At 74.0% G+C, this 19,594-nt stretch carries 18 protein-coding genes and 1 pseudogene; 13 read left to right on the top strand and 6 right to left on the bottom strand.

The window, feature by feature from the left end:
- The coding region (locus C1J00_RS18520) for an alpha/beta fold hydrolase (protein WP_102910182.1) at positions 1-785 on the bottom strand (785 nt) is incomplete at its 3' end.
- A 79-nt stretch (positions 786-864) separates the two neighbouring features.
- On the opposite strand from C1J00_RS18520, the gene C1J00_RS18515 reads away from it, so the two are divergent.
- A complete protein-coding gene (locus tag C1J00_RS18515) occupies positions 865-2,211 on the top strand; it encodes an aminotransferase-like domain-containing protein (protein ID WP_102910181.1) in 1,347 nt (448 codons plus the stop codon).
- On the opposite strand, the gene C1J00_RS18510 is transcribed toward C1J00_RS18515, so the two are convergent.
- Positions 2,108-3,076, bottom strand: coding sequence for a hypothetical protein (locus tag C1J00_RS18510; RefSeq protein WP_245936391.1), 969 nt, complete (start codon positions 3,074-3,076; stop codon positions 2,108-2,110). The genes C1J00_RS18515 and C1J00_RS18510 overlap by 104 nt on opposite strands.
- Before the next feature lie 149 nt (positions 3,077-3,225).
- Positions 3,226-3,666, bottom strand: a complete 441-nt coding sequence (locus tag C1J00_RS18505; RefSeq protein ID WP_102910180.1) for a hypothetical protein — start codon at positions 3,664-3,666, stop codon at positions 3,226-3,228.
- 136 nt (positions 3,667-3,802) lie between these two features.
- Here C1J00_RS18505 and C1J00_RS18500 point away from each other — a divergent pair, with 136 nt between their 5' ends.
- The 7 genes from C1J00_RS18500 to C1J00_RS18470 all read left to right on the top strand — a co-directional run bounded on the left by C1J00_RS18500 (position 3,803) and on the right by C1J00_RS18470 (position 11,369).
- On the top strand, positions 3,803-5,017 hold the full coding sequence (locus tag C1J00_RS18500; protein WP_102910179.1) for a PP2C family protein-serine/threonine phosphatase: 1,215 nt from the start codon (positions 3,803-3,805) through the stop codon (positions 5,015-5,017).
- A 65-nt stretch (positions 5,018-5,082) separates the two neighbouring features.
- Positions 5,083-6,144, top strand: a complete 1,062-nt coding sequence (locus C1J00_RS18495) for a serine/threonine-protein kinase (RefSeq protein ID WP_102910184.1) — start codon at positions 5,083-5,085, stop codon at positions 6,142-6,144.
- 123 nt (positions 6,145-6,267) lie between these two features.
- The gene (locus C1J00_RS18490; RefSeq protein WP_245936390.1) at positions 6,268-6,603 is read left to right on the top strand and encodes an effector-associated constant component EACC1; all 336 of its coding nucleotides are present in this window, start codon (positions 6,268-6,270) and stop codon (positions 6,601-6,603) included.
- A 4-nt stretch (positions 6,604-6,607) separates the two neighbouring features.
- Positions 6,608-9,142: a substrate-binding domain-containing protein gene (locus C1J00_RS18485; protein ID WP_102910178.1), complete on the top strand. Its 2,535-nt coding sequence runs from the start codon at positions 6,608-6,610 to the stop codon at positions 9,140-9,142.
- Complete coding sequence (locus C1J00_RS18480) at positions 9,142-10,536, top strand: extracellular solute-binding protein (protein ID WP_102910177.1); 1,395 nt, start codon at positions 9,142-9,144, stop codon at positions 10,534-10,536. Before C1J00_RS18485 ends, C1J00_RS18480 begins: the two co-directional genes overlap by 1 nt.
- Before the next feature lie 153 nt (positions 10,537-10,689).
- Positions 10,690-11,175 (top strand): hypothetical protein, encoded by a 486-nt coding sequence (locus C1J00_RS18475; protein WP_102910176.1) that lies wholly within the window; start codon positions 10,690-10,692, stop codon positions 11,173-11,175.
- Positions 11,154-11,369 carry a hypothetical protein gene (locus C1J00_RS18470; RefSeq protein ID WP_102910175.1) on the top strand — a complete coding sequence of 72 codons (216 nt, stop codon included), beginning with the start codon at positions 11,154-11,156 and terminating at the stop codon, positions 11,367-11,369. Before C1J00_RS18475 ends, C1J00_RS18470 begins: the two co-directional genes overlap by 22 nt.
- Before the next feature lie 177 nt (positions 11,370-11,546).
- Here the strand turns inward: C1J00_RS18470 and C1J00_RS45310 are convergent, their stop codons facing one another.
- Entirely contained in the window at positions 11,547-11,699 is a 153-nt protein-coding gene (locus tag C1J00_RS45310; RefSeq protein ID WP_180989594.1) for a hypothetical protein, read from the bottom strand.
- A gap of 128 nt (positions 11,700-11,827) precedes the next feature.
- On the opposite strand from C1J00_RS45310, the gene C1J00_RS18465 reads away from it, so the two are divergent.
- Both C1J00_RS18465 and C1J00_RS18460 read left to right on the top strand, forming a co-directional pair.
- Entirely contained in the window at positions 11,828-13,171 is a 1,344-nt protein-coding gene (locus tag C1J00_RS18465; protein WP_102910174.1) for a helix-turn-helix domain-containing protein, read from the top strand.
- Between the two features lie 376 nt (positions 13,172-13,547).
- The gene (locus C1J00_RS18460) at positions 13,548-14,333 is read left to right on the top strand and encodes a GAF and ANTAR domain-containing protein (protein WP_102910173.1); all 786 of its coding nucleotides are present in this window, start codon (positions 13,548-13,550) and stop codon (positions 14,331-14,333) included.
- 18 nt (positions 14,334-14,351) lie between these two features.
- Here the strand turns inward: C1J00_RS18460 and C1J00_RS18455 are convergent, their stop codons facing one another.
- Positions 14,352-15,137 carry a hypothetical protein gene (locus tag C1J00_RS18455; RefSeq protein ID WP_102910172.1) on the bottom strand — a complete coding sequence of 262 codons (786 nt, stop codon included), beginning with the start codon at positions 15,135-15,137 and terminating at the stop codon, positions 14,352-14,354.
- A 348-nt stretch (positions 15,138-15,485) separates the two neighbouring features.
- On the opposite strand from C1J00_RS18455, the pseudogene C1J00_RS18450 reads away from it, so the two are divergent.
- Positions 15,486-16,029, top strand: a pseudogene (locus C1J00_RS18450) (His/Gly/Thr/Pro-type tRNA ligase C-terminal domain-containing protein).
- A gap of 47 nt (positions 16,030-16,076) precedes the next feature.
- On the opposite strand, the gene C1J00_RS18445 reads toward C1J00_RS18450, so the two are convergent.
- Positions 16,077-16,622 (bottom strand): pyridoxamine 5'-phosphate oxidase family protein, encoded by a 546-nt coding sequence (locus C1J00_RS18445; protein WP_102910171.1) that lies wholly within the window; start codon positions 16,620-16,622, stop codon positions 16,077-16,079.
- A 279-nt stretch (positions 16,623-16,901) separates the two neighbouring features.
- Here C1J00_RS18445 and C1J00_RS18440 point away from each other — a divergent pair, with 279 nt between their 5' ends.
- Together C1J00_RS18440 and C1J00_RS18435 are read left to right on the top strand one after the other, a co-directional pair.
- Complete coding sequence (locus C1J00_RS18440; RefSeq protein ID WP_102910170.1) at positions 16,902-17,858, top strand: nucleoside hydrolase; 957 nt, start codon at positions 16,902-16,904, stop codon at positions 17,856-17,858.
- Positions 17,859-17,982: 124 nt separating this feature from the next.
- On the top strand, positions 17,983-19,494 hold the full coding sequence (locus C1J00_RS18435) for an AAA family ATPase (RefSeq protein WP_102910169.1): 1,512 nt from the start codon (positions 17,983-17,985) through the stop codon (positions 19,492-19,494).
- The last annotated feature ends 100 nt before the right edge of the window (positions 19,495-19,594 follow it).

Here is a 19,594-nt window from a genome sequence, read left to right as displayed (position 1 = left end):
GGTTGCCGGGCATCGACCCGGGCCAGCAACTCCTCCAGCGCCCGGTCGAACACCTCCGGGCGTTCCAGGTTGGGCAGGTGGGCCGCGCCCTCGACGATGTGCAGTTCCGCGTCCGGGAGGGCCGCGTGCAGGGCCAGGGCGTCGGAGACGGGCGTGAAGGTGTCGTCGGCTCCCACGACGACCAGGGCCGGGACGCGGACGCGGCGCAGCAGGGGGCCGTAGTCGGGGCGCCGGGCGCGGGCGCGCAGGGCCGCGGCGGCGCCCTCGGGGGCGGTGGCGGTCATCATGGCGTGCACGTGTGCCTTGACCTCGGCGGACGCGTACGGGGCGACCATCCGCTCCAGGACCTCGTCGGCATAGCCGCGCATGCCCTCGGCGAGGAGACGGTCCGCCATGGCGTCGCGGGAGCGCACGCCCTCGGGGGCCTCCGCGGACGGGAAGGTGTCGGCGAGGACCAGGCCGCGGACGCGCTCGGGGAACAGGCGGTAGCAGTCCATGACGATCTGCCCGCCCATCGACAGTCCCGCGAGGACGAACGACTGAACGTTCAGTTCGTCCAGCAGGGCCTCGATGTCCCGGGCGAACCCCGAGAAGTCCGTGACGGCCGGGGCCGTGGGGGAGGCGCCGTAGCCGCGCAGGTCGGGGGCGATGACGCGGCGGGTACCCGGGAACCTCGCGAGCTGCGGGGCCCACATCGTGCGGTCGAAGGGGTGGCCGTGGACGAGGACCAGGGGTACCCGATGCGTATCGGGCCCTTTGTCCTCGTATGCGAGGAAGGGTGCCATGGCGTCGACCCTAGGCCGCCCAACTACTCGGTGCAATAAGATCTTTGCTCTCGGTGCAATCCAAGGGGGAGACCGGCTGATGAGTGACTACCGGCGCATCGCCGACCGCATCGCCGACGACATCGCCACCGGCCGGCTGCGGCCGGGCCAACGGCTGCCGCCCCAGCGGGCGTTCGCACGGCGGCGGGGCATCGCCTCGTCCACGGCCGGGCGGGTCTACGGCGAACTCGTGCGGCGCGGGCTGGTCGTCGGGGAGGTGGGGCGCGGCACCTTCGTACGGGCCGCACCCGACGGCCCGGCGGGGCAGGCGCTCACCGAGCCCGGTCCGGCCGCCGCGCCCGTGAACCTGGAGCTCAACTACCCCGTCGCGCCCGGGCAGCCGGAGCTGCTCGCCCCCGTCCTCGCGCCGCTGCTGCGTCCCGACGTGCTGGCCGAGGCGCTGTTACCGGCCCCCGTCACCGGCACCGGGGCCGCCCGGGAGGCCGCGGCCACGCTGCTCACCACCCCGGGCTGGCGCCCGGCCCCGGAACGGCTGCTGTTCACCGGCAACGCCCGGCAGGCCATCGCCGCCGTCCTGGCCTCCCTGGTCCGGCCGGGCGGCAGGGTCGGTGTGGAGCAGCTGACGTATCCACTGGTCAAGGAGATCGCGGCGCGGCTCGGCATCACCCTGGTGCCGCTGGCCGGGGACGCGGCCGGGCTGCTCCCGGAGGCCGTGGCCGCCGCGCACCGCACGGCACCGCTGTCCGCCCTCTACGTGCAGCCGACGCTGCACAACCCGACGTCCCTGACGACGAGCCGGCCGCGGCTGCTGCAACTCGCCCAGCTGGTCCACGACCTGAACCTGCCGGTCGTGGAGGACCGCATCTGGTCCTTCCTCCTGGAGCCCGGTGATCCGCTCGCCGTGCACGCCCCGGCCCTCACCCACGTCGTCGACGGGCTTTCCAAGCGGGTCGCGCCGGGACTCACCGCCGGGTTCCTCGTCGTGCCGCCGCACCGGGTCCGTGCGGTGGGTGACGCCGTGCGGTCGGGCGGGTGGAGCGCTGGGCGGTTCGCGCTGGAGGCGGCCGTGCGGTGGACCGGGGAAGGCACGGTGGCGCGGCTGGTGGAGGCCAAGCGGGCGGACGCGGTGCGGCGGCAGCGGATCCTCGCCGAGGAACTCGCGGGCTTCGCCGTACGGTCCGACCCGGGTGCCTACTTCGCCTGGTGGGAGCTGCCCGCCCCGTGGCGCGCGGACACCTTCACGGCCGCCGCCGCCGCGCACGGCATCGCCGTCACGCCCGGCCCCGCCTTCGCCGTGGCCCCCGGGCACACGCCCGACGCCGTCAGGCTCGGGCTCGGGTCGGCGCCGGAAGCGGATCTGCGACGGGCACTGCGGACCCTCGCGCACGTCGCCGCGCGGCGAGCCGGGGACCGTACCGGCCCGTGACCCAGGTGGCGCCCGCCACCGCCAGGCCCAGCACGCACAGCAGCCAGGACACCGTGCGCAGGGTGGCCGTCAGGGCGTCGTAGACCGCGCCCGCGGCCGGGCGGTGGAGGGCGTCGGGCAGGTCGGCGAGGGTGAGACGGCGGCCGATCGCGACGGCCAGGACCAGCAGCGCGCCGCCCAGGGCCGTGCCCAGACCGAGGGCGGTGACCGCGCGGCGGCGGCACGCGGCGACGGCGATCCCGGCGACCGCGAGGACGGCGGCGGCGAGCGGCAGCCAGAAGGCGGCGGTGTCCAGCACGTGGTACCCCTTGCGCAGTCGGTCCACGTCCTCGGCCGGGAGCACCGGGACCCGCGTGTGCGTGACCGGGATGCGGTGGGCGAACGGCACGTGGTCGTCGGAGAGTTGCTGTTTGACCCGGGCGATGACGGGGGCCGGGTCGACGGTGACCGGGGCTCCGTGCGCGCCGTCGTCGCGCAGGGCGCGCAGCACCGCGTCGTGCACGGCCCGGTTCGCCGCGTCCCAGGCCGTGCGATACGCCTCGGTGCGGGTGAAGGAACGCGTCGCGTCATGCACGAACGGGCCGATCTCCCCGCGCAGCGGGCCGGTGGCGGCCGCGGGCCCGGCCTCCCGCAGGATGCCGTCCCCGACGGCGTCCGCGACCGAGCGCCGCACGTCCGGGTCGGCGGCGAGCGGTGCCATCGTCCGCACCCACCGGCCGGTGTCGGTGAGCCCGTGGGCCGCCCAGGACGCCAGCGCCCCGAACGGCAGGAGCAGACACGCGAGGGAGAGCAGAACGGCCGACAGGACGTTCCGTGATCGTGGGGGCGCCTTCGCGGCTACGGGCGCCCGGTCGCGCTCGGACACCCTTCCAGGCAAGGCGCCCCCGGCCCGGCCCGCGAGCGCGACGACGGCGTCCGGCCGCTCGGCGCTCGCCCCGCGGCGCACTCCACCTGCGAGAAGCGGCCGTCACGGGCCCCTGGGCACACTCGCCCGAACGGGTGTCCCGAGCCCCGTCAGCCGATCCGCCGGCCCGCGGCGTCCTCGTGCGTGTAGTAGCGGTAGAACACCATCGCGAGGACGCCCGCCCCCACCAGCAGCCCGAGGCCGCCGGAGCTGAACACGGAGGCGCCGGTCTGGCTGTACAGGAAGCCGACCGCGCATCCCGTGAAGACGAACCAGGACAGCGCGTGCAGTTCGCGGGGCAGCCGTGGCGCCAGCGCGCACACGGCGGCGAACAGCACGGCGAACACGAGCGCCGTGACGAAGCCGAACAGCAGGTTCCAGCCGGTGATGGGCCCGCCGTGACGCTGGTTGGCCGCGGCCCAGAAGCCGTAGACCAGTCCGAGCACCACCGGCAGGCCGGCCTTCACGGCGGCGTGGATCCGCGGGCCGAACACATCGGGCCTACGGCGGTGCGTGATCATCTTGCGTGAGGCGGGTGCCGCATGAGCCATGACAGCTCTCCTCTCTGTCCCTGCCCCTGGATCCAGGGCACACCGGCGGGCACCCGGTGGCAAGTCGGCGGAGCGGCCGGAACGGGATGCGGCCGGTGCCGCCCCGTGTTTCGCTGGGGCCGTGAGCCGCCACCGCATGAGGGACGGCCCGCTCGTCCGGCGCGCGCGGGCAGGGCGCCGGGACGTCGCGCGGCGGCAGGGGCTGCTGCGGTGGCGGGGCCGCGGCGTGGCCTGGGTGCCGCCGCTGTTCCTGCTCGTCGCCATCGCGGTGGCCGACTACCACACCATCGGCGAGTTCCGCATGATCTCCTGGATCGTGCTGGTGCCGGGGATCGCGGCCGCGCTCTGCGGGGTGTGGGGCACGGCCCTGTTCGCGGTCGTCTCCCTGGTGACGTACGTCGTCGCCGACAGTGCCTGGCCGCACGAGTACCGGGCCGGCCGGGGCGACTTCGTCCTCGTCGCCCTGGGCGGCATCCTCGCCGTCCTGGCCTGCGCGATCCGGGTGCGCGACGAGCGCCGCGCGCTGCACATGGGCGACGTCACCGACACCATCCGCCGTACCGTCCTGCGTCCGCTGCCACCGGGCTGGGGCGGCCTCGACCACGCCGGTGTGTACCTCACCGCCGACGCCCACGCCCGCGTCGGCGGCGACTTCTACGACATCCAGCCCGGCCCGCACGGCACCCGCGTCCTGGTCGGCGACGTGCAGGGCAAGGGCCTGGGCGCGGTGGAGGCGGCGGCCGCGCTGCTCGGCACGTTCCGTGAGGCCGCGTACCACGAGCCGGACCTGGCCACCGTCGCCGAACGGCTGGAGACGCGGATGATCCGGCACCGCGGGCACACCGTCGCCCTGGGCCGCTCGGACGGCGACCGGTTCTCCACGGCCGTCCTGCTGGCCTTCCCCGACGACGAGCGGCAGGCGGTGGACGTCCTGCTGTTCGGGCACGAGCCGCCGCTCGCCGTCGGGCCGGGCGGGGTGCGCACCCTGCCGGCCGGGGCCGGACTGCCGCTGGGCTGCCGGGACCTCGCGCCCGGGCCGCCCGAGAGCCGTCGGTGGCGCGTCGCAGGCGACGAGACACTGCTGCTGGTGACGGACGGCGTGACCGAGACCCGGGACGCCGCCGGAGCCTTCTACCCGCTCGCCGACGAGGTGTCCCGGGCCGTCGCCGAGGACCCGGGCATCGCCGAACCGGCCTGCCTGGTCGCCTTCGTACGGGACGGCACCCTGCGGCACGGCGGCGGGCGCCTCGCCGACGACACCACCGTGTTCGCCGTCCGCAGGAGACCGGTCCGGCATGCCGCCGGGGGGCCGGGGGGCGAAGCCCCCGAAGGCGGACGTTTGCGGTCCTGAGACCCACGTTTGCAGCCGCAGCGGCTACGGTGCTGACGTACGTGATCGACACAGGGGGTGGGGCGATGCCCGGAACCGTGCTGCTGCTCGCGGCCTCGCCGGTGGGCAAGGGGCGCCTGGTGGACGCCGCCTCCGTGCTCCCCGTCCTCGCCGCCGTGGCGCCCGCGGTGCTGTCCGGAACCGACACCGCGAACGTCGTCGAACTGGCCGACCCGCTGGAGCCGCAGGCCGTCCTCACCCGCCTGCGCGCCGCCGCCGCAACCCCCGGGCCCCTCACCGTGTACGTCGCCGGCCAGCTCCAGCTGGACCGCCGGCAGCGCCTGCCCCACCTCGCGCTGGCCCGCACCACCGCCTCCACCGCCCGCTACACCGCCTTCCCCTGGCACTGGTTCCGGGAGGAACTGCGGCTCAGACCCGCCGGCGCCACGACCCTCCTGCTCGACCTGCACGCCGACGCCGAGACCTGGGAGCTGTTGCGCGCCACCCCGCTGGACTCGGGCCGCGGCAACGCGGTGCACGGCCGCATCGCGCCACCGCCGTCCCGACGCACGGTCGCGCAACCGGCGTACATGAAGGCCGTCGCGACGATCCTGCGCAGCGGGTTCCGGCCGCCGGCCGAGCAGTTGCACCAGCAGGCGCTGACCCGGATCGCGCCGGACAGCGCGGGCACGGACCTGGTGCTGAGCACGCCGGGCCCGGCGGCCGGGGATCCGCACGCCGCCATCACCGCCGCCGTCCAGTCCGGCCGGCACGCCGAAGCCGACGCGCTCGCCGCCCGGCACGAGCAGATCGCCGTCACCGCGCACGGGCCCGCGTCCGAAGAGGCCCTGCACTGGGCCGAGGTGCGGGCCGACCTGGCGATGTTCGCCGGGGACGCCGCCCGCAGCTGTCGCGTCTGGCTGATGATCGCCACCGCCCGCCTGAACGCCGGGCAGGCCCCGGACGCCCCCGCCGTCGAGGCCGCCGTGGACCGGGCGCACCACCAGTGGGGCCAGGTCCGCGACGCCGCCCCCGCCCGCGAACTGGGCGCCGCGCTCGCCGCGTTGCGCGGACGGGTGCCCGGTCGGCGCGAGGGCGCGCTGGACCATGTGCAGCGCCAGCTGAGGCAGTTGCAGACCCAGGGCTGAGCCGCGTGCGCCGTGTGCGCGTGGCGTGAAGGGGGCGTGCAATCGCTTTCGCAGGTCATGTCACAGGTCTGCCGCGAAGGCCTGACCCGGTGTCATGATGTCGGTATGACAGAGGGGGACCAAGTGGCTGTCTTAGGCGTGCGCGTCCGGCTGGGCGCCGGCGCGACCGTGGATGATGTCAGAGCTCTGAGGACGTGGCTGGAGCGCGACGAGCCGTTGGAGGCGCTGCTCTCCGGGCGGCACCTGCGCATCGACGAGCAGTCCGGCACGGACGGGACCCCGGGGCGGCTCGGGCCCGATCTGGAACTCGTGCTGACCATCCTCGGCGATGTCGTCACGGTCGCGGCACTGACCGAGTACACCGCCCGCGCGGTGAAGACCTGGACGAACAACCGGAGCAGGCTGCAGGGCGGCGATCCCGAGCCGCAGATCCGCCCACTGGACCCCGACGGGGAGTAGGCCGGTGAGCCGCTTCGACGCGCGCGGCAAGGTGAACCGGGCGCTGCTGGCCGGTGTGTCCGAGTACGACCACACGGCGTCGGACGACCCCCGGGGCGTGAGCGGCCAGCTCCCGGCCGTGCGGCACAACCGGACGGGACTCGAGGACGCGCTGCGCCGGGGCGGGGTGTTCGGCGCGGGCGAGGTGCGGGCCCTGGCCTCACCGGCCCCGGACGACTTCACGCTGGAGCTGCGCCGCGTCTGCCGAGAGGCCAGAGGGCTGCTGCTGCTCTACTTCGCCGGCCACGCCGTCACCTCCACCTCCGGCAGCGAACTGCACCTGCAGATGCGCACCGCGCGGGTGCTCCCGGGCAACGGGCTGCCCGGCTCGGTGAGTTTCACCGAGGTGCTCGGCGAGCTCACCGAGAGCAACGCCGAGCAGGTGGTGGTGATCCTCGACTGCTGCTACGCCGGCAACGCGGCGGGCATCTGGCACCGCTTCGACGACCCGAAGCGCAAGAAGCACAAGATCCTGCTGCTGATGAGCGTGCAGCCCAACCGCTGCATCCTGGGCGGGGACGCCGACGAGGCGACACCGTTCACCCGCGAACTGACGCACGTCCTCGACGAGGGCGGCGAGGTGTGGCTCTCCGAGCTGTACACCAAGGTGAAGGAGCGGATGGAGGCCGCGAACTACCGGGCGGAGGACGACGACGAACAACGGCCGCAGGCGCTCGCTCCCCCCTGGAAGCGGGAGGCGGACGTGCTGCTCGCGGCGGGACCGGGGACCGTGGCCCGCCGGACCGAGTCCGCGCACGGCGGCTGGTCCTCCCGGCTCCGGTCGCTGCTCGCCCGCGTCCGGAAGGCCCTCGCCCGGTCCGGCCGTACCGCGCTGGCGGCTCTGCTCGCCTTGCTCGCCACCGCCGCCGGCATCTACGGCATCCTGGTGCTGACCGGCGACTCCGGCCCCTGCGCACCGGCCCTGGAGCTGCGCGTCCTCGCCGACCCCGACCTCGAGCCGGCGGTGCGGGCGGTGGCGGACGACTACGTCACGTCGGACGCCAACACCACCGGCGAGGGCTGCCGGCGCAGTGGTGTCACCGTCAACAGCGCGGGCTCCGCTGCCGTGGTGAACGCCCTGGCCGAACGGACCGACGCCTGGCAGCAGCCCCGGGAGGACGACAACCCGCAGCGGGACATCGGCCCGCAGCCGGACGTGTGGATCCCCGCCACCGGCGCCGACGTCGACCGGGTCACCACGGCCGCGGCCGAGGAGGACCGGATCTTCGCCCGGCTGGAGCCGGAGGCCGAGCCGATCGCGTACTCGCCGGTCGTGCTGGCCGTACCGAAACAACTGCGCGCCGACCTCGAACCCACCGGGCAGTCGCTGTCCCGGCTGCTCACCGCCCTCGAACGGGCCGACCGCAAAGCCGAAGTGCACCGCCCCGACCCGGAGTTCACCGACGCGGCCCTGCTGGCCACGACGAGCCTGTACGGCGACGCCGACGCGCGCGATGCCGAGCTGGACCTCGCCCGGACCGAGCGGCCCGAGCCCACGGCCGTGCGGCTGCTGTGCGCGCTGCCCGGCCGTGGCACCGCCGTGGACCACCGCGGCGCGGCGCTGGTCCCGGAGTTCCTGCTGAAGAGCGGCATCGGCTGCCACCCCGTCACCCGTGCCCCGCGCGTCGCCGCCTACCCCGACGACGTGCCCGGTCTGGAACCGGCGTTCGTACGGGTGCGCTGGGAGGACGGCGACCGGGACGCCACCGCGCGGGACGACGCGGTGGACCGCTTCCACACCTGGCTGACCGGGAAGGAGGGCCGGGCGGTGCTCGGCGAGTACGGCTTCAGGTCCGCGAAGGGTGAGCGCGGCCTGCTCGACGCGGCATCGGTACCCGAGGGCCTCACCGAGTCCCTCCGCCCGGCCGGAACCGCGGATCCCACGACGATGGGCCAGACCCTGGTGGACTACGGCAACGCCCACGGACCCGGCCGGGTGCTGTACCTCCTGGACAGCTCCGGCTCCATGGCCGGCCGGTGGGACGGCCCCAGCGGCGGTCCGGGCATTCTCAGGCAGACCCTGCCGGGGCTCGGCGGGAAGGACGAGTACGGAGTGTGGGCGGTGCACGGCACCGGCGGCCGTACGCACACCGAACTGCTGCCCTTCGGCACGCACGCGCGCCGCGAGGCCGAACGCGCCCTGGGCGCCGCCGAGGTGCGGGACGCGGAGGCCGATCCGCACGGCGCCCTGCTGGACGCCCTGGCGTTCATGCGGGAGCGGGGCGGCGGTGACGACCGGCCGCAGCTGATCGTGTACCTCACCGACGGCGAGGACGACGGCCGCCTGACCGGCAAGGCCGCCCTGAAGGAGATCCTCGACCGGGCCGGCGGCGCGGGCGTCCCGGTGACCATGGTGTCCCTGAGCAGCTCGGGCTGCGACCAGGGCCGTCCCGCGACGCGCATCGCCGAGGCCGGCCGGGGCCGCTGCCTGGACGCGGGTGACGACCTCGTGCCCGCCCTGCACGACGAGGTCGCCCGCGTCGGAATGGGGGAGGAATGATGGCCCGCCGCCTCACGGCCGCCGCACTGTCCCTGCTGTCCCTGATCGCGCTCGCCTCCTGCACCGGCAAGGACGCGCCGCAGCAGCCGCAGGGCGCCGCCGACCCGCCCCGGATCGTGGTGGCCAGCGGCCAGGACGTCACCGGCAAGAACGGCATCCGCCAGCAGCTCATCGACGCCTGGAACGCCAGGGAGGGCGAAGGCGGCTACCGCGCCCGCCTGGTGGAGCTCCCCGGCTCCGCCGACCAGCAGCGCAGCCAGCTGCTCGGCGCGCTCCAGTCGGGCGGCGCCGAGTACGACGTGGTGAACCTGGACGTTACCTGGATCCCGGAGTTCGCCGCCGCCGGCCTCATCCGCCCGCTGACCGGCGCGGCGGTGAAGTCGCCCGGCGACATCATCCCGGCCGTCGACAGGACGTCGTTCTGGGGCGGCGAGCGGTACGCCGTCCCCTTCAACAGCGATGTGGGCCTGCTGTACTACCGCAAGGACCACCTGCGGGACGCGGGCGCCTCACGGACCGTGGGCCCCGGAGTGACCTGGACCGACCTGCGGAACCTGATCGACGCCGTCAACGACGACAGCCCCAAGCCCGAGAACTATGAGGAGGGGTGGACCACGCAGCTCGCCGCCTACGAGGGCCGTACGGTCAACGCGATCGAGGCGTTCGCCTCGGCCGTCCCGGGCTTCGCCCTCACCGACGAGGACGGCCGGTACGCCGCCGACGAGGCGCGGTTGACGGCCGGAGTGACCGAACTGCGGGAGCGCACGGCGACGCCGTACATGCTCGAAGAGGCCTCCGGGTCCCGCGAGGCCGAGTCGCTCAGCGCCTTCGCCGAGGGCCGTACGACGTTCCTGCGGCACTGGCCGTACGTCTACCCGTCCCTGTACGAGACGTTCAAGGGGAACCTCGGCGTGACCCGGCTGCCCGGCAAGGCCGTGCTCGGCGGGCAGAACCTGGCCGTCACCTCGAACACGTCCGAGCAGCGGGCCGCCAAGGCCGCCGAGCTGATCGCGTTCCTGACCGACCCGGACAGCGAACGCTGCCTGCTGCGCGCCGGGTTCGCCGCGACCCGCACCTCCGCCTACGAGGCTCCCGGCGGCGCCCCGGAGTGCCGGCACGCCTCCGCGTACTCCTCAGGCGCCTCGGCGTCCCCCACCGGCGAGAGCGCCGAGGTCAAGGCACCCGACCAGCTCGCCGACGGCGTCAGCTACTCCCGTGACATCCTGCTGCCCGCCCTGCGCGAGGCCGTGCAGCGCCCCCGCACGCCGCTGTACGGCGCCGTCACACAGACCCTCATCACCGAACTGGGCGCCCTGTACGGCCCCCGGCCGCCGGGGGACGCGCAGGTGGCGAAAAACCTCGACGAGGCATTGAGCAAGGTTCTGCCCGGCTGACTCGTCTGACTGGGGCCCGGTCGGCCCGGTCGGCCCGGTTGAATTTCCTCCCGGTGATGTTCACAGTTTCTCCATTGCAAACGCCCGTTCCCCGTCGGTAGCCTCATTTCCGCACTGACCATGCAATTCAGCAAAACCAACAGATAAACGGGGATGGACTTCGTGAGCGTACGAAGCAAGGGAATTTCTTCCGTAATCGCGTTCGCCATGACCGGCGCGCTGTGCGGTGCCGGAGTACAGGCCGCACAGGCGGCTCCGGCGCAGCCGGAAGTGCGCGCCGGGGCGGACGAGATCTGCGCGGTCCTGGGAATCGGCAGCGGCGCGGCGGGCCTCACCAAGGCCCTGGCCAGGGGCGCCTCAGTGGTGGGAATCGGCGCCAGCGTCGGCTGCTACGCCTACACCAAGGCGAAGGAGGCCACGCCCGCGCAAAAGCGAGCGGCCATGATCGCCTCCTACAAGAAGTACCAGGCGATGAGTGACATCAAGAAGCTCGACGCACTCGGCTATTACTGCCGGAAGAAGGAAAGCGGCGGCGGCGGTGGAACCGATGTCGCCCCCGCCGATGTTTCGGTGATGGCCGGATGGCGCGACATCAAGATGAAGGGCGTGACATACAAGTGCACGGCCATCAGGGACTGACCGGCCGCCGCGGACCGGGCTATGGAGAACGCCTGCTGTTCTCCATAGCGCTGGTCGTGGTGAGCCTGCTGTGGATCACCGAGGACATGGCCACCTGGGCGACGGCGACCTGCGCGGTCGGCGCCGCCGGTGGAGCAGCCGGGGTGTGTTACTTCGGCTGGCGTTTCCTCCGCTCGCGCGGGGGCGCCTCCTAGTCACGGATGCCACGCGCCACCGGTCCGTCGTGGCCTCGACGTACCACCACCCCGGGCCCGCCCTCGGCGAGTTCGTCCACAGGCGTGGATGGACTCGGCGGTGCGGGCCCGTGCGGTGGGAGCGGCGGCGGCCCGGTGACACAGAGCAGCCCCCGTGCGAGCAGAGCCGGAGCGGGCTCAGTGGGAGCCGGCGACCGCCTGTGGGGTCCGCTCCGGTGTCTCGGCTCTCGCCGGGCCCGCGTTCGCCGCGAGCAGCAGGGTCGCCACCGCGACCAGGGCGGCGGTGAAGCCTCGGGCGTACCGCTCGGCGGTGCGTGTGCGTTCCAGCACGGCGACCTCGCAACTGGGGCGGTGACTACGGCGGCAACGGGTTAAGCGTGTTCGACACTCCGGCTTAACACTCCGTTTAACCTAGGGGCAGTTCAGGTCGAACGGCAAGAGGGCCAGGGGGAGTTGGCGTGGGGGAGCGTGACGATCCGGGGACCATCGGGCGCCGGGTGCAGCGGTTGCGTGCGGAACGCGGACTGACGCAGCGCCAGCTGGCGGAGCCCGTGTACACACCGGCCTACATCTCCACCCTGGAGTCGGGCCGGGTGCGCCCCTCCGACGACGCCCTGCGGCATCTCGCGGACCGGCTCGGTGTCGCCTTCGACGAACTGGCCAGCGGGCATTCCGCCCGGCTCGTGACCGAGCTGCGGCTGCGGCTGACCGAGGCCCAGCGGACCCTCGCCGTCGGCGAGACGGAGGCGGCGGCCGGGCAGTACACCGGGCTGCTCGCCGAGGCCGAGACGCACGGCCTGGCCGCGGAGCGGTCCGCCGCCCTGCTCGGCCTCGGCGAGTGCGCCCTGGAGACGGGCGAGCTCGTGGCGGGCCGGCAGTACTTCGAGCGGGCCGAGGAGTGTATGGCCGGCGCTCCGCTGCCCGCCCGTGTCCCCGCCCTGCGCGGCCGGGCCGTGGCGCACTACCTCGCCGGTGAACTCCGGTACGCCGTCTACCTGCTGGAGACCGCCCTCGACGAACTGAACCGCGGCGGCCTGCACGACCCGGACGCCCTGCTGCTGCTCTACGCCAGCGCCATCGGCCCGTACATGGACATGGGCGCGCACGCCCGGGCCGCCCAGGCCGCCGAGTTGGCCCTGGCCCTCGCCCCGCAGTCCGGCGATCCCGCCCTGGTCGCCCGCATGCACCGGTCCGTCGCCCGCACCCTGGTCGCCGAGGGCCGGCTCGCCGAGGCCGACGCCTCCCTGGCCAAGGCCGCCGAGCTGTACCGGGGCCTGCAGATCCGCACCGAGCTCGCCAACTGCCACTGGATGCGCGGCTACGTCTACGCCCAGGACGGACAGCTGGAGCGGGCGGAGGCCGAGCTGCGGGAGGCCCTCGGCATGCTGTCGGCCAAGCGGGCCGCCCTCTACAGCAGCCAGGTCGCCGTCGAGCTGGCCGACGTGCTGCACCGGCGCGGCAGGTCCGACGAGGCGGCGGCCCTGCTGCACGACGTCCTCGGGCACCTGTCCCCCGAGCGTGGCGCCGTCCACTCCGCCGCCGCGCACCGGCTGCTCGGCATCATCGCCGAGGACGCCCGCCGCACGGAGGAGGCCGAGGAGCACTACGTCCGCGCCCTGAGCCTGCTGGAGCGGGCCGGCGCCGCCGGTGACCTGGCCGACCTGTGCCGGCTGCTCGGGGACCTGCTGCGGCGGACAGGGCGGGTGGAGGCGGCCCTGGACGCCTACCGGACGGGCCTCGGGCACCGTACGGCGCCGGGCACCACCACCCTCGGGCCCGCGCCCGCGCAGCCCCCTCTGTGAGGGCCACGGGTGCCAAGGCCGGGGTACGCGGTGCGCAGGCTCCGCCGGTCGGCACGTGGGTGACGGTCACCGGTGCGTGGCACCCCGACGGCGGGCTCGGCCAGGACGCCCCGGCCATCGGTCATCGGCGCCGCCTCCGTCCGGCAGGTGCCGCAGCCGGACAGTCCCTACGGGAACCGCTGAGGCCGAGCGCCACGCCGACGGCCCCGCACAGGGGTTTTGCCCCTCTGTCTACGGGTAGTCGGGGCACCATTCCGGGAGGGCCCGGAGGTGCCATTCGGCGGCGCGGGCACCGGGCCGCCCGACGGTTCGGCCGTTCGACCGGCGGGAAGCCCCCGGAAACGGCGGTGGCGCAAGCCGCGGTGCGAAGGAGGCGGTGGCCGTGCGGCCCAGGGACGATCCCCGAGGAGCCCCCGACGGCGACCCGGGTCCCGGCCGTACCCGAGGCGGTGACCCGGACGGAACCCGGGCCGCCGACGTGATCGCCAGAGGCGTACGGGGCGCCGAGCCAGGAGAGGTCCCGGGGCGGCTGTGCGAGGCGGCGGTGGAACTGCTGCCGGTGACCGGGGCGAGCGTGTCCCTGCGCAGCGGGGGCATGCCCGTGCAGCTGAGCGCGAGCAGCGCACAGGCCGCGCACCTGGCGCAGATCCAGGCGACCCTGGGCGACGGTCCCTGCCAGAGCGCGCTGGAGGACGGCGCGCCGGTGCTCGCCTGCGATCTGACCTCGGGCCGGGACGCGGGACGCTGGCCGGTCTTCGCCCAGCAGGCGACCGAGGCCGGGGTGCGGGCGGTGTACGCGATGCCGCTGGGCAGCGGCGCGGTGTGCGTCGGCACGCTCGACCTGTACCGCGACCGCCCGGGCGGGCTCACCGACCGCCAGCTGAACGTGGCCCGGATCGTGGCCGGGGTGATGACCGTGGCCCTGATGGCGCTGCCGCACGAGGACGAGTCCGGGACGCCGGACGGGGAGGACTGGCTGAGCGGCCTGGCCGCCGACCACGACGAGGTCTACCAGGCCGTCGGCATGATCATGGCGCAGCTCGGCGTGGTCGCGGACGACGCGCTCGCGCGGCTGCGGGCGGACGCCTTCGCGCACGGGCGTACGGCCCTGGACGTGGCGCGGGACGTGATCGCCCACCGCACCCGCTTCGACCGGTCGTGACTCCCGCGGCCCGGGGCGTCAGATCTGCGCCCTGCCCTGTTTCCTGATCTCGGCCAGGCGCTGCGCCCCGAGCTGCACGGCCTGCTGGGTGACCTCCGCGTACACCTCGTCGAGGCCGGCGTTGGTGAGGGTGATCGCCTCCTCGCCGACGCGGACGGCGGCGAGGTCCATGGTGAGGTACGTCAGCTCCCCCTCCTCCGTCTCACCGGCCAGCGTGACCCGCAGGGCCTGCCGGGCGTCCCCCACCGGCGGCAGCGGCAGGTCGCGGACCTCCGCGCCCTGGACGACGCCACGGGTCGTCGTGACGGTGAACTGGCCGCAGCGGTCCGGCAGCGACTTCATCCAGTCCAGCGCGCGGTCCACGTCCGCCGGAGGGTGGGCGGCGACCCGGTAGCGCAGTTGGGCGTCGGTGTCGCCGTCGTCGAGCGCGGACGTCGCCTGCGGGCCCTTCGGAGTGCCGACGGGCTCCTCCGTGTAGAGGGCGTCCAGGAGCCGCTGGCAGTCCCGGTCCTCCGTGGTCCCCTTGAGCAGCCCGTCCCGCCAGGTCCGCGCGCCCCGGGTCGGCCGCCACGGCTCACCCAGGTCGGCCTCGGTGACCAGCGCCGCCTGGGCCTGCGCCTCGGTGAGGGCGGCGCCGGAACCGGCGGGCTGCTCGACGGCGGGTGACGCGCCGGAGGCGGACGCCGAGGCGGAGAACCACCGGGGCCGCGGCTCGTCGTCGACGGCACAGCCGGAGGTGGCCAGCAGGCCGGTCACGGACAGCGCGGAGGCGAGGAGGGCGCGGGCGGCCGGAGGGTGGGTCATCGGGGTGCCTCCTGCGAGGGGCTCATGGAGGCGCCTCCGGGCGGAGCGGTCTCTCCAGGGTCGGGCGGATGCTCTTACGGCACCACCGTGTCCGCCCGCCCACCAGCGATACGGGCCGTCCGGGTGAGCGGACCGGGACACCCGCGGCCACCGTCCGATAACCCGTCGCCCCGCCCCCGGCCCCCTTGTTACGGTCACGCCCATGCAGCGCGCCCAGTCGTACCCGTCCGCCACGACGACGCCGGAGAGTGTCCCGGCGCGCTGACAGCTGATGTCCGAAGCCCCGGGGCGAGTGCCCCGGGGCTTCGTCGCGTGGTGCTCGCCTTCCCCCGATCGCGAGGAGTCACCATGCACGACCACCGCCGGCTCGGCCGTGAACTGGACCTGTTCGACACCGATCCGCTGATGGGCGCCGGGCTGCCGTACTGGCTGCCCGACGGCGCGATCGTGCGGCACACCCTGGAGGAGTACATCCGCGACGCGGAACGGCGGGCCGGCTACCGGCACGTGTACTCGCCGGTCCTCGGCAAACGCGAGCGTCGAGGAGCACGGCGGCGCCTTCCCGCCATGGCTGGCCCCGCTGCAGCTGGCGGTCCTGCCGGTCAGCGAGGAGCAGGCCGAGGCCGCCGACGCGCTGGCCGGACGCGCCCGCGAACTCGGCCTGCGCGCCGAGGTCGCGGGCCCGGGGCAGGGCACCCTCGCCGCCCGGATCCGCGCGGCCCGGCTGGTGCCCTACCAGGCGGTGATCGGCGAACGGGAGGCCGCCGCCGGCCTCGTGGCACCGCGCCTGCGCGACGGCCGCCGGCCGGCCGCCCTGTCCGGCGCCGAGCTGCTGCGCCGTATCGGCGACCGGGTGGCGGCCCGCCGGCCCGGACTGTGGGATCCGTCGTAGCGCGGGATCACCCCGGATCGAACGGCATCACCACGGGCGGGACGGGTTCAGAACGTCCAGCGCGTGTGGCTGTACACCCCGTTGTCCCGGCCGAAGCCGTACGCCGTGTCAGGGGCCACCGCGAACACCACCGCGTCGCCGCTGCGGCACTCGTCCCCGATGCCGTGGAAGGTGCCCTCGGGGGAGGTGATGTGCGGCCCGTACTGCGTCTCGAACGCCGTGATCACCTCCTCCAGCAGCGCACGGTCGGCGACCGCCTCGGCCGTGCCCTCGACCACCAGGTCGAACCCGTCGGTGAGGGAGTTCGCCCCGGTGGTCAGGGCGCAGTGCGCGTCGTGCGCGAGGTTCTTCGCCTTCTGCTCCCCACGGCCGGTGGAGAAGTACAGCGCCCCGTCGTGCCAGGCGGCGATGCAGGGCGTGACGTGCAGCCGGCCGCCGGGCCGCACCGTGGACACCCAGAAGATCTCGGCGGCCTCCAGCCGCCGCTCGGCCTCGGCCCATTCGGTCGCCCTCACCTCCGATGCGCCGGGGCGGGGATTGAGCGCGGAGCTGTAGCGGGCGTCGAGCTCGGTCGTCGGTCGCTGTGCGGACATGGTGGGACTCCTTCGTCGTCTCCTGCCCGTAACGACCGTCCGCCGGGGCCGAAATCATCGCCGCGTCCGTTCGTGTCGCCGTTCGCGCGGGCCGGTCCGCCGTACGGCGCCGCTCGGTCCGCCGTCCAGGGCCGGACCCGCCGCCGTCGCCGGTCGCGGTCGCGCCGGGATCCGGGGTGCGGCCGGTGATCTCGGACCGCGGGCGGGGCGCGGGCCGCCGGGCAGGCCGTAGGGTCGCCGGCAGGAAGCTTTCCGCGGAGCCACTGGAAGGAGTCCGCCGTGACGGACGAACGGCGCATCCCGGTGATCATCGACTGTGACACCGGCGTCGACGACGCCCTCGCCCTGCTGTTCGCCGTACGGCACCCGGCGCTCGACGTGCGGGCGATCACCTGCGTGGCCGGGAACACGGACGTGGACGGCGTCGTCCGCAACACCCTGACCGTGCTCGAGGTGGCCGGTGCCGGTGACATTCCTGTCGCCCGGGGTGCCGAGCGGCCGCTGATCGAACCCGTGCGGACGGCCCGGCATGTGCACGGGGAGGACGGGATGGCGGATCTGGGGCTGCCCGCGCCGACCCGGGTGCCGGTCGACGTCGACGCGGTGACGCTGCTGCGCCGCGAGATCCTCGCCTCGCCGCGGCCGGTCACCCTCATCCCGATGGCGCCCCTGACGAACATCGCGCTGCTCCTGCGGACGCATCCCGAGGTGACCCGCAACATCGAGCGGATCGTGTTCATGGGCGGCGCGGTGGCGACCGGGAACGCCACACCGGTCGCGGAGTTCAACGTGTGGCACGACCCGGAGGCCGCCGCGGTCCTGCTCAGCGCGGGCGTGCCGATCACGATGTACGGCCTGGACGTGTTCAAGAGGGTCCTGGTGCCTGCCGGGGAGGTGCAGCGGCTGCGGACGAGCGCGGAACCGAGCCTGCGGATGGCCGGGGAACTGCTGGCCCACCGCGACCCGGCCACCTCCGGCGACCCCACCCCCATGGGTGGCCTCGGCGACGCGGGCGCGGTCTGCGCGGTCGTCGATCCGAAGGGCATCACCACCGAGCGCCTGCCGGTCGAGGTCGTCCTCGCCCCCGGACCCGCCCGCGGGCAGACCGTCGTCGACCGCCGGCCACGTCCCGGCGAGTCCGAGATACACGAGGGCACGCGCGAACAGCCGCTGGTGGACGTGGCGTTGGACGTGGACGTGGAGCGGTACGTGAATCTGTACCTGGAGACCGTGTGATCCGCGCCGGTCGTCCGACGGACCGCCGGCCCGGGACCGCTGCGTACCTCTAGGTCATCCAGTTAGGAGTACACTCCTTAGGGGTGTATCCCTTAGTTAGGCCTGGGTGCGTTCGAGGAGTCACATGCGCCGTGGGGCAGAAGCTGACAAGCCGTCGCGGGTCTACGATCGCGGCAGCGAGTGGGGCGCGCTCAGCTCCTTCGTGAACCGGCCTCTGCCGCACGCCATGCTCGGGATCGTCAGCGGTCGACGACGTATGGGAAAGACGTATCTCCTGCGGGCACTCGTGGAGAGGTGCGGCGGCTTCTACTTCGGAGCCACGGCCGGGACGGAGGCGGAGTCCCTCCGCCAGTTCAGCGCGGCTCTGGCCGAGCATGTGGGTTCGCCGGCGCCCTTCTCCTTCGCCACATGGGACGACGCGATCTCCTACCTCTTCGGTCTGGCCGTTCCCGGGCGGAGGGACAGTCCCTTCCTCGTGGTCGTCGATGAGTTTCCGTACCTGGTGAAGGCGGCCCCTGAGCTCCCCTCGCTCATCCAGCGCGTGATCGACCGCTTCCAGATCGAAGAGAGCGGCATGCGGCTGCTCTTGTGCGGTTCGGCCATGTCCGTCATGGGCGGGCTGCTTGCCAGCACCGCACCTCTGCGTGGCCGGGCCCAACTGGAATTGGTCGTTCGTCCGTTCGGGTACCGGGCTGCGGCGGACTTCTGGGGTGTGGCCGACGAGCCAGAACTGGCCGCGCGGCTGCATGCCGTCCTGGGAGGTACCCCCGCGTACCGGCGTCAGTTCCTGGCGGATGACGTTCCCGCGAGTATGGGCGATTTCGACGACTGGGTGTGCCGCACCGTCCTGGCGCCGTTCAGTCCGCTGTTCCGGGAGGCTCGGTATCTGCTTGCCGAGGAGGCGGACATCCGTGACACCGCGCTGTACCACTCGGTGCTCGCGGCGGTGGCGCAGGGCAACACGACGCGCGGAGGCATCGCCGGTTACATCGGCCGCAAGTCCGTGGACATCTCGCATCCGCTCAATGTCCTGGAGGACAGTCACCTACTGGTACGGGAGGCGGACGTCTTCCGGGCGGGCAAGTCGCAGTACCGCATCACCGAGCCGCTGATCACCTTCTACGAGGCCATCATGCGTCCGGCCTGGGCGCGCCTCGAGGGCGGTCAGGCCGCAGAGGTGTGGGCGCGGTCGGCCGAGCGCTTCGCCGCGCAGGTGGCCGGTCCACATTTCGAGGCGCTGTGCCGGGAGTACGTGCTCGGACCCGGCCGCTCGCTGCTCGGCAGGTCACTGGGGGACGTCGGAAGCGGCGTGGTGACCGACTCGAGGGAACGCCGGCAGATCCAGATCGACGTGGCCGTGGTCGAGTCGGGATCCGGAGGAGGCAGGCCCGCGGTCACGCTGCTCGGTGAGGCGAAGTGGGGGACCGTCATGGGAACGAACCACCTGGAACGTCTGGAGCGGGCCAGGGAGCTCCTTGCCGGACGGGGACTGGACACCACGCGCTGCGGGTTGGCGTGTTTCAGCGCTGCCGGCTTCAGTGACGCCCTGCGCCGCGAGGCCGAGCGGGGCGGTGTCCTGTTGATCGGCCTCGACGAACTCTACGGCCGGGCGATGCCGACGGCTGTTCTGCCGTAGAACGTGGCCCTGGTGTGCTGTCCGGGACTACAGAGGCCCGTCGCGGGAATCGTCGCGGACCGCCCTGCCGTGGTCCCGGTGGGGGTCGGCAGGGCGGGGC

The sequence above is a fragment of the Streptomyces cahuitamycinicus genome, from assembly GCF_002891435.1.
GTDB lineage: Bacteria > Actinomycetota > Actinomycetes > Streptomycetales > Streptomycetaceae > Streptomyces > Streptomyces cahuitamycinicus.
Note: the sequence above shows the minus strand (reverse complement) of the source record. Positions and strands in the feature narration are given on the sequence as shown.